This window comes from Sphingomonas lycopersici (assembly GCF_026130605.1).
In the GTDB taxonomy this organism is placed as follows: domain Bacteria; phylum Pseudomonadota; class Alphaproteobacteria; order Sphingomonadales; family Sphingomonadaceae; genus Sphingomonas; species Sphingomonas lycopersici.
Map to the genome: position 1 here is coordinate 1 of NZ_JANFAU010000016.1, position 13,530 is coordinate 13,530.

The 13,530-nt window shown below is 67.7% G+C and carries 16 protein-coding genes and 1 tRNA gene; 8 read left to right on the forward strand and 9 right to left on the reverse strand.

The annotated features are described in order from the left end of the window. The 3 genes from NED98_RS20655 to NED98_RS20665 all read right to left on the reverse strand — a co-directional run. A partial coding sequence (locus NED98_RS20655; RefSeq protein ID WP_265314300.1) for a 1-deoxy-D-xylulose-5-phosphate synthase N-terminal domain-containing protein occupies positions 1-779 on the reverse strand: 779 nt, incomplete at its 3' end. Positions 780-828: 49 nt separating this feature from the next. Next, complete coding sequence (locus NED98_RS20660) at positions 829-1,308, reverse strand: Fur family transcriptional regulator (protein WP_265314302.1); 480 nt, start codon at positions 1,306-1,308, stop codon at positions 829-831. Between the two features lie 46 nt (positions 1,309-1,354). Beyond that, on the reverse strand, positions 1,355-1,735 hold the full coding sequence (locus NED98_RS20665; protein ID WP_179512681.1) for a MerC domain-containing protein: 381 nt from the start codon (positions 1,733-1,735) through the stop codon (positions 1,355-1,357). 148 nt (positions 1,736-1,883) lie between these two features. On the opposite strand from NED98_RS20665, the gene NED98_RS20670 reads away from it, so the two are divergent. The 5 genes from NED98_RS20670 to NED98_RS20690 all read left to right on the forward strand — a co-directional run bounded on the left by NED98_RS20670 (position 1,884) and on the right by NED98_RS20690 (position 5,331). Then, positions 1,884-2,912: a COX15/CtaA family protein gene (locus NED98_RS20670; protein WP_265271729.1), complete on the forward strand. Its 1,029-nt coding sequence runs from the start codon at positions 1,884-1,886 to the stop codon at positions 2,910-2,912. Then, a complete protein-coding gene (cutA, locus tag NED98_RS20675; protein WP_265271727.1) occupies positions 2,909-3,223 on the forward strand; it encodes a divalent-cation tolerance protein CutA in 315 nt (104 codons plus the stop codon). Before NED98_RS20670 ends, cutA begins: the two co-directional genes overlap by 4 nt. A 118-nt stretch (positions 3,224-3,341) precedes the next feature. Beyond that, complete coding sequence (gene rplM / locus NED98_RS20680) at positions 3,342-3,821, forward strand: 50S ribosomal protein L13 (RefSeq protein WP_179512684.1); 480 nt, start codon at positions 3,342-3,344, stop codon at positions 3,819-3,821. After that, positions 3,821-4,369 (forward strand): 30S ribosomal protein S9, encoded by a 549-nt coding sequence (gene rpsI, locus NED98_RS20685; protein ID WP_179512685.1) that lies wholly within the window; start codon positions 3,821-3,823, stop codon positions 4,367-4,369. The genes rplM and rpsI overlap by 1 nt, the downstream gene beginning before the upstream one ends. A gap of 326 nt (positions 4,370-4,695) precedes the next feature. Further along, complete coding sequence (locus NED98_RS20690; protein ID WP_265314304.1) at positions 4,696-5,331, forward strand: retropepsin-like aspartic protease family protein; 636 nt, start codon at positions 4,696-4,698, stop codon at positions 5,329-5,331. On the opposite strand, the gene NED98_RS20695 is transcribed toward NED98_RS20690, so the two are convergent. The 4 genes from NED98_RS20695 to lepA form a co-directional block, all read right to left on the reverse strand. Then, a complete protein-coding gene (locus NED98_RS20695; RefSeq protein ID WP_265314305.1) occupies positions 5,321-5,923 on the reverse strand; it encodes an ATP-binding cassette domain-containing protein in 603 nt (200 codons plus the stop codon). The two genes, NED98_RS20690 and NED98_RS20695, sit on opposite strands and share 11 nt — an antisense overlap. Beyond that, positions 5,913-6,596, reverse strand: a complete 684-nt coding sequence (gene modB, locus NED98_RS20700) for a molybdate ABC transporter permease subunit (protein WP_432423353.1) — start codon at positions 6,594-6,596, stop codon at positions 5,913-5,915. The genes NED98_RS20695 and modB overlap by 11 nt, the downstream gene beginning before the upstream one ends. A 2-nt stretch (positions 6,597-6,598) precedes the next feature. After that, positions 6,599-7,342 carry a molybdate ABC transporter substrate-binding protein gene (modA, locus tag NED98_RS20705; protein WP_265314306.1) on the reverse strand — a complete coding sequence of 248 codons (744 nt, stop codon included), beginning with the start codon at positions 7,340-7,342 and terminating at the stop codon, positions 6,599-6,601. A gap of 124 nt (positions 7,343-7,466) precedes the next feature. Beyond that, the gene (gene lepA / locus NED98_RS20710) at positions 7,467-9,263 is read right to left on the reverse strand and encodes a translation elongation factor 4 (protein ID WP_179512689.1); all 1,797 of its coding nucleotides are present in this window, start codon (positions 9,261-9,263) and stop codon (positions 7,467-7,469) included. 142 nt (positions 9,264-9,405) lie between these two features. Between lepA and NED98_RS20715 the strand changes: the two genes are divergently transcribed. Then, positions 9,406-10,374: a CsgG/HfaB family protein gene (locus tag NED98_RS20715; RefSeq protein WP_179512690.1), complete on the forward strand. Its 969-nt coding sequence runs from the start codon at positions 9,406-9,408 to the stop codon at positions 10,372-10,374. A gap of 115 nt (positions 10,375-10,489) precedes the next feature. Here the strand turns inward: NED98_RS20715 and NED98_RS20720 are convergent, their stop codons facing one another. Continuing rightward, entirely contained in the window at positions 10,490-11,011 is a 522-nt protein-coding gene (locus NED98_RS20720) for an AAA family ATPase (protein WP_179512691.1), read from the reverse strand. Then, complete coding sequence (gene pnuC / locus NED98_RS20725; RefSeq protein WP_265314307.1) at positions 11,008-11,586, reverse strand: nicotinamide riboside transporter PnuC; 579 nt, start codon at positions 11,584-11,586, stop codon at positions 11,008-11,010. The genes NED98_RS20720 and pnuC overlap by 4 nt, the downstream gene beginning before the upstream one ends. Before the next feature lie 72 nt (positions 11,587-11,658). Here pnuC and NED98_RS20730 point away from each other — a divergent pair, with 72 nt between their 5' ends. Next, on the forward strand, positions 11,659-12,960 hold the full coding sequence (locus NED98_RS20730) for an FAD-dependent oxidoreductase (RefSeq protein ID WP_265314308.1): 1,302 nt from the start codon (positions 11,659-11,661) through the stop codon (positions 12,958-12,960). Between the two features lie 113 nt (positions 12,961-13,073). Beyond that, a tRNA-Pro gene (locus NED98_RS20735) sits at positions 13,074-13,150 on the forward strand. Positions 13,151-13,530 lie beyond the last annotated feature (380 nt).

The window sequence follows — 13,530 nt, forward strand, 5'->3', positions numbered from 1 at the left end:
TCGAGGTTATGCCCGTCGATCGGCCCGACATAATAAAAGCCGAGCTCCTCGAACAAGGTGCCGCCCATCGTCATCCCGCGCGCGAATTCGTCGGTCTTGCGCGCGGCATTGTGGAACGGGCGCGGCAATTTGCGCGCGATCCGCTTCATCACGTCGCGCAGCGACAAAAACTCGCGGCTCGACACGATCCGCGACAGATAGGCCGAAAGCCCGCCGACCGGCGGCGCGATCGACATGTCATTGTCGTTCAAGATCACGATCAGCCGGTTGCCCGCCGCCGCGGCGTTGTTCATCGCCTCATAGGCCATCCCCGCCGACATCGCGCCGTCGCCGATCACCGCGATCGCCTTGCCCGGCGTATCGGCGAGCTTGTTGGCGATCGCAAAGCCCAGCGCGGCCGAGATCGAGGTCGAGGAATGCGCCGCGCCGAACGGGTCGTACTCGCTCTCGCTGCGCTTGGTGAAGCCCGAAAGCCCGCCGCCCTGGCGAAGCGTGCGAATCCGATCGCGCCGCCCGGTCAGGATCTTGTGCGGATAGCATTGATGCCCGACGTCCCAGATCAGCCGGTCGCGCGGGGTGTCGAACACATAATGCAGCGCCACCGTCAGCTCGACCACCCCCAGACCCGAGCCGAGATGCCCCCCGGTCTGGCCCACCGCCGAAATCGTCTCCGCGCGCAGCTCGTCCGCCACCTCGCGCAACCGCTCAGGCGGCAAACGACGCAGCGCCAACGGATCGGCTATCGTGTCAAGCAATGGCGTGTGGGGGAGGTCGCTCATGCGAGCGTCCTACTCCAGCCGAAAACCGCTGTCGATTGCGACGGTTCGATCAGTTCACCGGTTGCGCGCATATCGCGCAGGTGCCGCGCACCTCGATCACCGGACGTTCCGGGACAAAACCAACGCCTTCCGCCGCGCGGCGCACCGCCTGGGTCAATTTGTCGTCGTCGAGATGCGTCGTCTGCCCGCAAACGTCGCACACCAGGAAAATGCAATCGTGGCGGCAATCGGGGTGCGCGTTGGCGACATAGGCATTGGCGCTTTCCACCCGCCGCGCGAGATTCGCGCCGACGAACAGATCGAGGATGCGGTAGACGCTGTTGGCGGCGATCCGCCGCCCCTCGCGCTTCGACACCGCATCGGCGATGTCATAGGCCGAGGCCGGCTTGTCGAACCCGGCGAGCGCGCCGAACACGCTGGCGCGCATCGCGGTCCATTGCTCGCCCGACCGCTCCAGCGTCTGCTGCGCGGCGCGCGCGAGATCGTCGCCCTGCGGCTCGTGATGATCGTGGTGGGCGTGAGCGGCCATAACCTAAATCTAGGCCTCGCGAGGCCCCGCGACAACCCGGCGGGTGTCAGTTCTCGGCGCGGCGGTTGAGATCGTGACCGAACGCAAGGATGCCGACCCCGATCACCGTCCACAAAGCTTCGGCATGGCTGCCGTCGTGCGGCAGCGTCATCGCGCCGGCCATGATGCCGAGCCCCAGGCTGCCCATCGCCAGCGGCATCAGATAGCCGTGGTGGAGCACCCCGCGGCCCAGCGCCACCGCGCCGAGAATGATCGCCAGCGTCAGCCCGACCTCGTGAAAGATCGGGTTGCCGAGCATCCCGCCGACCGTCGACAGCATCGCCACCAGCACCGCGCTGGCGAGGCAATGCACCACGCACAGCCCGGACAGCATGATTGCCATCCGATCGAGCGCCCCCATCGGGCCAAGGCGAGTCGTGCTTCCCATTCGTCGCGCGATGTAGCGCGCCTGACGGCATGTTACAATATCACATCGTCAATTTTCCTTCGCCGGCCCGCCTTCGCTTGGCACAAAGGGCGGGCTGGGCTAGGCGCGGCGGGTCTTTTTCCTCATCGAATACGTTCAAGGGCGGCCCATGCTGCAACCTACCCCCGGCTATGTTTCGACCGCCCGCCCCGCCACGCTGGCGCGCTGGCTGTGGTGCGTCGCGGCGCTGATCGTCACGATGGTGGTGGTCGGCGGGATCACGCGGCTCACCGAATCCGGGCTGTCGATCACCCAGTGGAAGCCGATCAGCGGGATCATCCCCCCACTCAACGACGCGCAATGGCAGGCCGAGTTCGCGGGCTACCAGCGCATCCCCGAATATCAGCAGCTCAACCGCGGGATGACGCTCGCCGGGTTCAAGGCGATCTTCTTCTGGGAATATATCCACCGCGTGCTGGGCCGCGTGATCGGGCTCGCCTTCGCGCTGCCCTTGCTCTGGTTCGTGGTGAAGCGCCGCGTACCGCGCGGCTATGGCTGGCGACTCACCGGGATTCTCGCGCTGGGCGGGCTGCAGGGCGCGATCGGCTGGTGGATGGTCAGCTCCGGCCTGTCGGTGCGCACCGACGTGAGCCATATCCGCCTCGCGGTCCATCTGATGACCGCGCTCGTGATCCTGGCGGCGATCGTATGGACCGCGCTCGATCTCAACGATCTCGCGCATAATCCGCTGGCGCGCCCGGCACGGCTGCGCCCGATCGCGATCATTGCCCTGCTGCTGCTCGCCGCGCAGATCACCTTCGGCGCCTTCACCGCCGGGCTCGACGCGGGTTACGCCTTTGCCAGCTGGCCGCTGATGGGCGACGCTTTCTTTCCGCCCGAGGTGCCGATGCTGACCCCGGCGTGGATCAATGCGGTCGACAATCCGATCGTCGTCCAGTTCATCCACCGCTGGCTCGCCTTCGTCGCCGCGGGCGCGCTGTTCATCCTCGCCCTGCGCGCCGGGCGCGGGACGGGCACCGCGGTCGTGCTGCTGGTGGTGCTGCAGGTCTCGCTCGGCATCGCGACGCTGCTGACCGGGGTGCAGATCGGCGTCGCGGTCGCGCATCAGGCCAATGCCGCGCTGCTGCTGATCGCCACCGTCGCCGCGGCGCATGTGATCGGCGCGCGGCGCCGGTGACCGCCACTATCGCGATCGTCCAGGTCACCTGCCCCGATCGCGACACCGCCGAATCGATCGCGCGGACCTTGCTCGCGGAACGGCTGATCGCCTGCGCCAATATCCTCGACTGCCGTTCGGTCTATCGCTGGCAGGGCGCGATCGAACAGGGCGACGAGGTGGCGATGCAGCTCAAGACGCTCCCCGCGCGGATCGATGCGGCGGCGGCGCGAATCGCCGCGCTCCACCCTTATGATCTTGCCGCGATCGAGCATTGGCCGGCGACCGCCACCCCCGCGGTCGCCGCGTGGGTCGCCGAAGCGGTATTATAATACCCGTCAGGAACCGCGCGGAAATCTTGACTTTCCGCCGGCCCTCCCGCATTGGCCGCGCGTCGGCGCCGTGCCCCGCGGGTGCGGCGTCCTTTCGTTTTGATGAGGTCGAACAGCCATGAAGGCGCTGATGAAGACCACCAAGTCGGCCAAGCCGCATGAGGTGGAGAAGAAGTGGCATATCGTCGATGCCGACGGCCTGGTGGTCGGTCGCGCGGCGGTGGTGATCGCCAATGTCCTGCGCGGCAAGCACAAGCCGAGCTTCACCCCGCACGTCGATTGCGGTGACAATGTCATCGTGATCAACGCCGACAAGATCCGTTTCACCGGCAACAAGCTGGCAGACAAGGTCTATTACAAGCACACCGGCTATGCCGGCGGCATCAAGGGCGTCACCGCCGGCAAGGTGCTGGAAGGCCGCTTCCCCGAGCGCGTGCTCGAAAAGGCCGTCGAGCGCATGATCCCGCGCGGCCCGCTCGGCCGTCAGCAGATGCGCAACCTGCGCATCTTCAAGGGCAGCGAGCATCCGCATGCCGCGCAGAACCCCGAGCCGCTCGACATCGCGGCGATGAACCGCAAGAACAAGGTGGGCGCATAATGTCCGACAATCGCCAGTCCCTCGCCGACCTCGGCGCCGCGCTCAACCAGCAGCGCGAGGCGGCCGTCACCGCTTCGGAAGACAAGGCCGAAGCCTATCTCGCCGGCCAGATCGACGAGCCGGTCCAGCGCGCCCCGCTGCGTGCGCAGGAGCTCGACAAGTTCGGCCGCGCCTATGCGACCGGTCGCCGCAAGGACGCCGTCGCCCGCGTGTGGCTCAAGCCTGGCACCGGCAAGATCACGATCAACGGCCGTGATCAGGAAATCTATTTCGCGCGTCCGACGCTGCGTCTCGTCATCAACCAGGTGTTCGGGATCACCGAGCGCGAAGGCCAGTATGACGTGATCTGCTCGGTCAAGGGCGGCGGGCTTTCGGGTCAGGCCGGCGCGGTCAAGCACGGCATCAGCCAGGCGCTGACCAAGTATGAGCCGGCGCTGCGTTCGCCGGTCAAGGCCGCCGGCTTCCTCACCCGCGACAGCCGCGCGGTGGAGCGTAAGAAGTACGGCCGCGCCAAGGCACGTCGTAGCTTCCAGTTCTCGAAGCGCTAATCCGCCTTCGGCGACAACGAATTGGGGCGGTCCGGCAACGGGTCGCCCTTTTTCGTGTCCGGTGGGGGGAACCGGTCGACACAGGCACCACCGTAGCCCCGGCCCCTTCGACTGCCTGCCTTGGCAGGCAGGCGCTCAGGACAGGCTTGAGCCGGGGTCCATCGGGAGGCAGGCGCTGGACAAGAGGCTCTAGCCGCAGGGCGTGCGGCACAATGGACTTCGGCTCAAGGCCCGGGTGACGAGGGGAAATTTACAGTCGGTCAGGCTATGTACAGCCTCGCCATTACAGGGTCCGCGCGCCTTCCCCTGCTCTCCCGGCCGCCCCCATGCCCGATCTCGCCCACTTTACCCCGCACCTCCCCACCTTCGCGCTCCTGCTCGGCGTCGTCGTCCTCGCCGGGATGCTGCGCCGCGTCCCGATCGTCGGGCGCGTCGTGAACCTCGCGATCCTGCTCGGCCTCGTCTTCGTGCTGGCGATGCTGGTCGACGAGCGCGGGCGGATGGACCCGCATGTCGGGCGCTTCATGCGCGCATTCGATTCGTCGGCCGAGGAGGTGACCGGCAAGGAAACCCGCGTCCGCATGTCGCGCGACGGGCATTTCTGGGTCACCGCCCGTTTCGGCGGCACGACGCGGCGGATGCTGGTCGATAGCGGCGCGACGATCACCGCTTTGTCCGCCGACAGCGCGACCGAGGCCGGGCTCGATGTCGAGCAGCCCGATTTCCCGGTGCTGCTGCGCACCGCCAACGGCACGATTCACGCGCAGACCGCCACCGTCGACGAATTGCAGCTCGGCAATGTCGTCGCCCGCGACCTGCCGGTGGTCGTCTCGCCGTCGTTCGGCAATGTCGACGTTTTGGGGATGAACTTCCTCTCGCGGTTGCAATCGTGGCGGGTCGAGGGCGACACGCTCGTGCTCGTCCCGCATCACCCGCAGCGCGCCGCGGTCGCTACATCCTGACCACCCGCGCGCACAGCCGCTCCGCCTCGCGCTCGTCGTGGGTGACGAGCAGCAGCGGCAGCCCGCTGTCGTCGCGCACCCGCTCGATCAGCCGCATCGCTTCCTCGCGCCGCAGCGCGTCGAGCGACGACAAGGGCTCGTCGAGCAGCAGGAATTCGGGATCGGACAGCAACGCCCGACCGATTGCCACGCGCCGCGCTTCGCCCCCCGACAAGGCGCGCGGCCAGCGATCGAGCAGATGCGCGATATCGAGCGAGGCGGCGATCGTCGCCAGCCGCGCCGCATCCTTCGCGCCGTAGAGCAGGTTGCGCCGCACATCGAGATGCAGGAATAGCCGCGCGTCCTGAAAGACATAGCCGGCGCGGCGATGATGCGCCGGCACCTCCACCCGCGCCGCGCGATCGGTCAGCACGCGTCCGCCGACACGGACATGCCCGCGATCGGGGCGCAGCAGCCCGGCGATCATGTCGAGCACGCTGGTCTTGCCGACGCCCGACGGGCCGACCAGCGCCACCGCCTGTTCTTCCGCGACGAAGGCGGTGGCGACCAAGGCATCGCCGCGGCGCAGCGTCACGTCGATATCAAAGGACATGCACGCCCCGCCCGGCGCGGCGCGCCAGCCATTCCGAGACGAGCAGCGCGACCAGGCTGATCGCGACCGAGATCGCCGCCAGCCGCCACACCAGATCCTCCCCGCCCGGCCGCTGGAGCGCGGCATAGATGGCGAGCGGCAGCGTTTCGGTCTCGCCCGGCACGTTGGAGACGAAGGTGATCGTCGCGCCGAATTCCCCCAGCGCGCGCGCAAAGGCGAGCGTCGCCCCGGCGAGCACGCCCGGCCAGCACAAGGGCAAGGTGATCGTGCGGAAGGTCCGCCAGCGCCCCGCGCCCAGCGTCCGGGCCGCATCCTCGAGCCGCCGGTCGACCGACTCCAGCGACAGCCGGATCGCGCGCACCGCGAGCGGCAAGGCCATCACCGCCGCCGCCAGCGCCGCGCCGGTCCAGCGGAACAGCAGGGTCACCCCGAACCAGCGTTCGAGCGGCCCCCCGATCGGCCCCGCCGGCGCGAAGGCGATCAGCAGCACCCAGCCGGTCACCACCGGCGGCACCACCAACGGCAGATGGATCAGCGCATCGAGCAAGGTCCGCCCCGGAAACCGCCCGCGCGCCAGCGCGTAAGCGAGCAGGAAGGCGACCGGCAGCACCGCCAGCGTCCCTACCCCGCCGACCAGCAGCGACAGCCGCACGATCGACCAGACGCTCTCCACCGTCAGGGCCGCGTGAAACCGAAGCGGGCGAAGATCGCGTGGCCGCGCGCACTCAGCAGGAAGCGGCGAAAGCCCTCCGCCGCCGGGTTACGCGACGCCGCGAGCCGCGCGACCGGATAACGGATCGGCGGGTGGCTCGATGCCGGGAACATGCCGGCGACGCGCACCTTCGTCGATGCCGCGGCGTCGGTTGCATAGACGATCCCGAACGGCGCAGCGCCACGCTCGACCAGCGCCAGCGCCGCGCGGACATTCTCCGCACGCACCATTTTGGGCGCGATCGCCTGCCACGCGCCGAGCTTCTCGAGCGCCGCCTGGCCGTATTTGCCTGCCGGCACCGCCGCCGGATCGGCCATCGCCACCGCGCCGCGCGCCAGCGTCGCGCCGAGCGTCCGCACCGTCAGCCGCGTCCGTCCGCTCGCCGGCTCGACCACCACCAATCGGTTGCCGACCAGATCGGCGCGCGTCCCCTGGGCCAGCAGGCCCTTCGCAGCGAGCGCGTCCATCCATTCCTCGTCGGCGGAGACGAACAGATCGGCCGGGGCGCCCGCGATCGCCTGCCGCGCGAGCGCGGAGGAGGCGGCGAAGGAGATCGTCGGCCGCTGATGCCCGGCGCTCGCCCAGACATCCGCGGCGGCGTTCATCGATTCCTGCAACGAGGCGGCGGCGAGGACCAAAGGCGCGCGCTCCTGCGCGGCGGCGGGGATAGCGAGGAGCGCGAGGACAAGGGCGATCAAAGTGCGCACGCATTGCTTCTCCCAACCGTCACCCCGGCCTCTGTCCTGAGCGCCTGCCTGCCAAGGCAGGCAGTCGAAGGGGCCGGGGTAACGGGGAGGCTCACCCGTCATTGGCTCAATGACGGGGAGAACATCACCCCTCGTCGCCCATCCGCAGCGCGGCGATGAAGGCTTCCTGCGGAATCTGCACCGACCCGTATTCGCGCATCCGCTTCTTACCTTCCTTCTGCTTCTCGAGCAGCTTGCGCTTACGCGTGATATCGCCGCCATAGCATTTGGCGGTGACGTCCTTGCGCAGCGCGGCGATCGTCTCGCGCGCGATCACCTTGCCGCCGATCGCCGCCTGGATCGGGATCTTGAACAGATGCCGCGGGATCAGATCCTTGAGCCGCTCGCACATTCCACGCCCACGCGTCTCGGCCGAGGCGCGGTGGACGATCATGCTCAGCGCGTCGACCGGCTCGGCATTGACCAGGATCGACATCTTGACAAGGTCCCCCTCGCGATAGCCGATCTGGTGATAGTCGAAGCTGGCATAGCCGCGGCTGATCGACTTCAGGCGGTCGTAGAAATCGAACACCACTTCGTTGAGCGGCAATTCGTAGCGCAATTGCGCGCGTCCGCCGACATAAGTGAGGTCCTTCTGGATCCCGCGCCGGTCCTGGCACAATTTGAGGATCGAGCCGAGATATTCGTCGGGCACGTAGATCGTCGCGTCGATCCACGGCTCGCTGATCGTCTCGATCTTGTTGGGATCGGGCATGTCGGCCGGGTTGTGCAGCTCGATATGCCCGCCGCCGTGGGTCAGCTCGATCTGATAGACCACACTCGGCGCGGTGGTGATGAGATCGAGGTCGTATTCGCGGGTCAGCCGCTCCTGGATGATCTCCAGATGCAGCAGCCCGAGGAAGCCGCAGCGGAAACCGAACCCCAAAGCCGCCGAGGTTTCCATCTCGAAGCTGAACGAGGCGTCGTTGAGCCTGAGCTTGCTGATCGATTCGCGCAATTTCTCGAAGTCGTTGGCGTCGACCGGGAACAGCCCGCAGAACACCACCGGCTGGACTTCCTTGAACCCCGGCAACGCCTCGGTCGCGGGGCGCTTGGCGTCGGTCAGCGTGTCGCCGACGCGCGCCTGCGCGACATCCTTGATCTGCGCGGTGATGAAGCCGATCTCGCCCGGGCCGAGATCGGTCAGTTGCTCGATCTTAGGGCGGAAGCAGCCGACGCGATCGACCAGATGCTGCGTCCCCGCCTGCATGAAGGTCACCTGCTGCCCCTTGCGCAGCGTGCCGTCGACGACGCGGACGAGGATCACCACCCCGAGATACGGGTCGTACCAGCTATCGACCAGCATCGCCTTCAACGGCGCGGCGGGATCGCCCTTGGGCGCCGGGATGCGCTCGACCACCGCGTCGAGGATCTCGTCGATCCCGATCCCCGATTTGGCCGAGGCGAGGATCGCGTTGGAGGCGTCGAGACCGATGATATCCTCGATCTCGTGGCGCACCTTTTCGGGCTCGGCGGCGGGGAGGTCGATCTTGTTGATCACCGGCACGATTTCGTGATCGTGCTCGATCGACTGATAGACGTTGGCGAGCGTCTGCGCCTCGACCCCCTGCGCCGCATCGACCACCAGCAGCGCGCCCTCGCACGCGGCGAGGCTGCGCGACACTTCATAAGCGAAATCGACGTGGCCCGGCGTGTCCATCAGGTTGAGGACATGCCCCTTCCACTCGAGGCGCACGGTCTGCGCCTTGATCGTGATGCCGCGCTCCTTCTCGATCTCCATATTGTCGAGCACCTGCGCGGACATCTCGCGCTCGGAGAGCCCGCCGGTGCGCTGGATCAACCGATCGGCCAGTGTCGACTTGCCGTGATCGATGTGCGCGATGATCGAGAAGTTGCGGATACGGTCAAGCGGGGTGGTCATGATGACTGCGCCTCTACGGGCTGGCGCAACCTGCGTCAAAGGCGGCGCTGGCAACACAAGAGGGCTGGTGTTAAGCCTATGGGAACATTACGGGTCGCATGGTTCTGACTCGCGCCGGGAGGCGCTGTACAGGGGGTTCGAAATGCTGAGGAATTTTGCGTTGGTTGCCGCCGCGTCGGCAATCGCTTTGCTTGCGTCGTCGGCCGATGCGCAAAAGCTTGCCAAGCCGTCCGCCGGCCAGCGGCTGCAGGACCAGACCGCCAGCGACGTGCCGCATTGCACCCGCAAGCTCGGCACGCTCTCGATCGTCGACGGCGACGATCCCCGGCCGTGGACGCAATATAGCCTCGCCCCGCCCTCCAAGCTGCTCAAGGTGCTGGTGCAGCGTTCGGGCTGCTTCAACCTCGTCGATCGCGGCAGCGGGCTTCAGGCGGCGCAGCGCGAGCGTGACATCGGCGCCGATCTCGGCCTGCAGCGCCGCTCGAACGTCGGCCAGGGCCAGATCAAGGCCGCCGATTACGTGCTGGTCGCGGAAATCCAGGGCGCCAATTCGAACGTTTCCGGCGGCGGCGGCGGGGCCGGCATCGGCGGGCTGGTCGGCGGCCGCTTCGGCGGACTGCTCGGCGCGATCGGCAGCAAGAAGATGGAAGCGAACACCATCCTCTCGCTCACCAACGTGCGCACCACCGAGACGATCGCCACCCAGGAGGGCTATGCCGCCAAGAACAACCTGACCTTCGGCGCGGGCGGCGGCGTCGGGTTCCTCGGCGGCGCGGTCGGCGCGGTCGGTGGCGGCTATGACAATACCGATATCGGCCGGATCGTGACCTTGTCGTTCATCCAGGCCTATTCGAAGATGGTCACCGGGCTCGGGCTGATCCAGCCGGGGCAGCAAGGCACCGCCGAGGCCGCGCCGGCCAAGACCTTCACCGCGCAGGCCCCGCTCGCGCTGCGCGCCAGCGCGCTCGCCACCGCGAAGACGATCCGTACCCTGCCCGCGGGCGCGATCGTCTATCCCACCGGCAACAAGAACGGCCTGTGGTGGGAAGTCGCCGACGAGAACGACAATGTCGGCTGGGTGCTCAACACCAAGCTCGCACCGTCGAAGTAACACGGCAAACAGGCCCGGCGCGTCGATCGGCGCGCTGGGCCGTGTTTCTCCGTTAAAGCGTCGACAGGCTCAGCCCGAACGGTGGCGAGCTAAACGCAGTTTAATTGAGGTAATCTTAGGCCGCACGCGCCATCTCGATCGCGGCGAGCGCATTGGCATAGCGCGCCTCGCCTTCGCCGCGCACCATCACCCACGGCACCCCGCGCCGATCGAGCTCCTCGCGCGACAGATCGAAGAATCGCCGCCGCGCCTCGGCCGTACCGAACATCCGCGTGCCGTCCTCGACCCACGGCAGGTCGATATCGAACAGTAGATAGAGATCGGCGGTATTCTCCCATCGCGCGAACCACGGGTCGCGCCGCCCGAACATCATGTCCGCCCATACCGCGCTCATCAGCGCATCGGTGTCGACGATCACCGGCCAGCGCCCCGCCGCGACCGCCGCGCGGACGCTGAGATCCTGGGTATGCGCGATCATCACCAGATCCGACATGGTGAGATCGATGCCGTAGCGCTCGCAATAGGTGCGGCCGAATTCGGTGATCACCGGGCTGCCGAAATGCGCCGCGAGCCGGGTCGACATCGTCGACTTGCCGGTGCTTTCCGGGCCGTGGAGACAGATGGTGCGCAACGTCATGCCGCGAGCGCCGCCACCGGGCGATGCTCGGCGCGCCGCCAGTCGATCAGCCCCCACACCGCCAGCGCCAGATAGATCACGTACAACCCCGCGAAGAGATAGAGTCCCTTGAGCGCGTACATCGGCACCGAGGCGAGGTCCACCGCGATCCAGATCGCCCAATTCTCGATTCGCCGCCGCGCCATCAGCACCTGCCCCGCGACGCTCGCAGCGGCGATCCCGGCGTCCCACCACGGATAGGCCGCATTGGTGAAACGGTGCATCGCCGCGCCCCACAGCAAGGTCGCGACCGCCCAGCCGATCGCCCAGCCGGCACGCGCGGCATTGCTCATCCGCTCGACCGCCACCTCCCCGAGCCGGTGCCGCGCGCGCATCCAGTTCGCCCAGCCGTAAAGATTGGCGGCGACGAAGAAGCCCTGGAGCATCGCGTCGCTGTACAGCCGCGCCTCGAACACCACGACACCGAGCAGCACCACCGACCCGATCGCGGTGGGAAAGGTCCACACATTGCGCCGCGCGGCGAGCGCGACGCACGCCACCCCCAGCACCGTCGCGATCCATTCGAGCATCGACATCGCCGCCGTCGATAAGCGGCTTGCCCTCCCCCGCCAAGCGGTTAGCTTGGCCGGCCTGAGGAGAAACGCCATATGCGCCACGTCGCCGTGATCGGGTCCGGCCCCGCCGGTTACTATACCGCGGAAGCCTGCCAGAAGGCGTTCGGAGACGAGGTGAGGGTCGACATTATCGATCGCCTTCCCGTACCTTACGGGCTGATCCGCAGCGGCGTGGCGCCCGATCACCAGTCGATCAAGGCGGTGTCGAAACGCTATGAAGCGACCGCGCTCAGCGACAATGTGCGCTTCGTCGGCAATGTCATGATCGGGCGCGACATCTCGATCCCCGAACTGGTCGAACGTTATGACGCGGTGGTGCTGGCGACCGGCGCGCCGCACGATCGCGCGCTCGGCATCCCGGGCGACGACCTGCCGGGCGTGATCGGGTCGGCGGCATTCGTCGGCTGGTATAACGGCCATCCCGATTTCGCCGATCTCGCGCCGGTGCTCGACGGGCCCGGCGCGGTGATCGTCGGCGCGGGCAACGTCGCGCTCGATGTCGCGCGCATCCTTGCCAAGACCGGGGACGAATTCGCCGGATCGGATATCGTCGCCGGTGCGCTCGCCGCACTCGGCGAGCATCGCATCGGGCGAGTGACGATCCTCGCGCGCCGCGGGCCGCACGAGATCGCGATGACCCCGAAGGAATTGGGCGAACTCGGCCACCTCGCGCGCGCCACCGCGCGGGTCGACCCGGCCGATCTGCCCCCGGTGGAGGCCGATGCCGCGCTCGACCCGGGGCTGCGCAAATCGGTCACCCATTTGCGCGCCTTCGCCGAAAATACCGCCGACGCGCCGATCACGATCGATTTCGATTTCTTCGCGATGCCGGTCGCGATCGAGGGCGACGGCAAGGTCGAACGCGTGGTGGTGGAGCGTACCGAGCTCGATTCGACCGGCCGCGCGACCGGCACCGGCGAGACCTACACGATCCCCGCCGGGCTGGTGGTGAGTTGCATCGGCTATCGCACCCCGCCGCTCGAGGGTGTGCCGTACGACGCGAAGCTCGGCCGATTCGCCAACGAGGAGGGCCGAATCGGTCCCGGCCTTTATGCGGTAGGCTGGGCGCGGCGCGGCCCGACCGGCACGATCGGCACCAACCGACCCGACGGCTTCATGATCGCCGACCATATCGCCGCCGACACGACGGGCGACAGCGGCAAACAGGGCCGCGCCGCGCTCGATGCGCTGCTCGCCGCGCGCAAGGTTGATGTCGTCACCTTCCGCGACTGGCAAGGGATCGAGCGCGCCGAAATCGCCAATGCGCGCGCCGGCGCGCCGCGCGAGAAATTCACCTCGCTCGAGGCGATGCTCGCCGCGCGCGACCCGGCATGAACAGCGCGCTTGCCGAGCGAGAAAGAGCGCTTGCGCGGGGCGAAAGTGCTGGCTATAGGCGCGCCTCCAGCGACCGGTAGGCCCCCGAAAACGGCCGACGACCGGTACTCCGTCGGGGAGTAGCTCAGCCTGGTAGAGCACTGTCTTCGGGAGGCAGGGGCCGGAGGTTCGAATCCTCTCTCCCCGACCATTTTCCAGCATCGGGACGGAAAGCCGCGGGAACGCCGCCTTTCATGCGCGCTGCTGCGAGTCGGATGCGCGAAACGCGATCGAGGCGATCGCCGCTGGTCCAGCCAATATCGATGAAGCGTGTGCCCCGTCCGGCGACGGTGACGGCGCATTAACCTCCGCTGATTAAAGCGGATGGCATGAAAATCATCCCGGCCCTCGCTCTTGCTGCGCTTATCTCGACCACCGCCGCCTGCGGGGGTTCCGACCCCGCCGGTTCCGCGGGTACGACCGCGGTCGCCGCGCCAAAAGCGACGCCACCCGGCCAGGACAAGCAAACGTCGACTCCGACGCCGACCCCCACACCGACACCGACGCCGACCCCCACGCCAGCACCGACGC

Excerpts from the sequence above, each read along its gene's own strand:
- NED98_RS20695 (WP_265314305.1), bottom strand. The coding sequence starts at position 5,923 with ATGTCCTTTGATATCGACGTGACGCTGCGCCGCGGCGATGCCTTGGTC.
- NED98_RS20730 (WP_265314308.1), top strand. The coding sequence starts at position 11,659 with ATGCGCCACGTCGCCGTGATCGGGTCCGGCCCCGCCGGTTACTATACC.
- NED98_RS20720 (WP_179512691.1), bottom strand. The coding sequence starts at position 11,011 with ATGACGTTGCGCACCATCTGTCTCCACGGCCCGGAAAGCACCGGCAAG.
- NED98_RS20690 (WP_265314304.1), top strand. The coding sequence starts at position 4,696 with ATGCCCGATCTCGCCCACTTTACCCCGCACCTCCCCACCTTCGCGCTC.
- lepA (WP_179512689.1), bottom strand. The coding sequence starts at position 9,263 with ATGACCACCCCGCTTGACCGTATCCGCAACTTCTCGATCATCGCGCAC.
- NED98_RS20665 (WP_179512681.1), bottom strand. The coding sequence starts at position 1,735 with ATGGGAAGCACGACTCGCCTTGGCCCGATGGGGGCGCTCGATCGGATG.
- rpsI (WP_179512685.1), top strand. The coding sequence starts at position 3,821 with ATGTCCGACAATCGCCAGTCCCTCGCCGACCTCGGCGCCGCGCTCAAC.
- rplM (WP_179512684.1), top strand. The coding sequence starts at position 3,342 with ATGAAGGCGCTGATGAAGACCACCAAGTCGGCCAAGCCGCATGAGGTG.
- NED98_RS20670 (WP_265271729.1), top strand. The coding sequence starts at position 1,884 with ATGCTGCAACCTACCCCCGGCTATGTTTCGACCGCCCGCCCCGCCACG.
- NED98_RS20660 (WP_265314302.1), bottom strand. The coding sequence starts at position 1,308 with ATGGCCGCTCACGCCCACCACGATCATCACGAGCCGCAGGGCGACGAT.
- pnuC (WP_265314307.1), bottom strand. The coding sequence starts at position 11,586 with ATGTCGATGCTCGAATGGATCGCGACGGTGCTGGGGGTGGCGTGCGTC.
- NED98_RS20715 (WP_179512690.1), top strand. The coding sequence starts at position 9,406 with ATGCTGAGGAATTTTGCGTTGGTTGCCGCCGCGTCGGCAATCGCTTTG.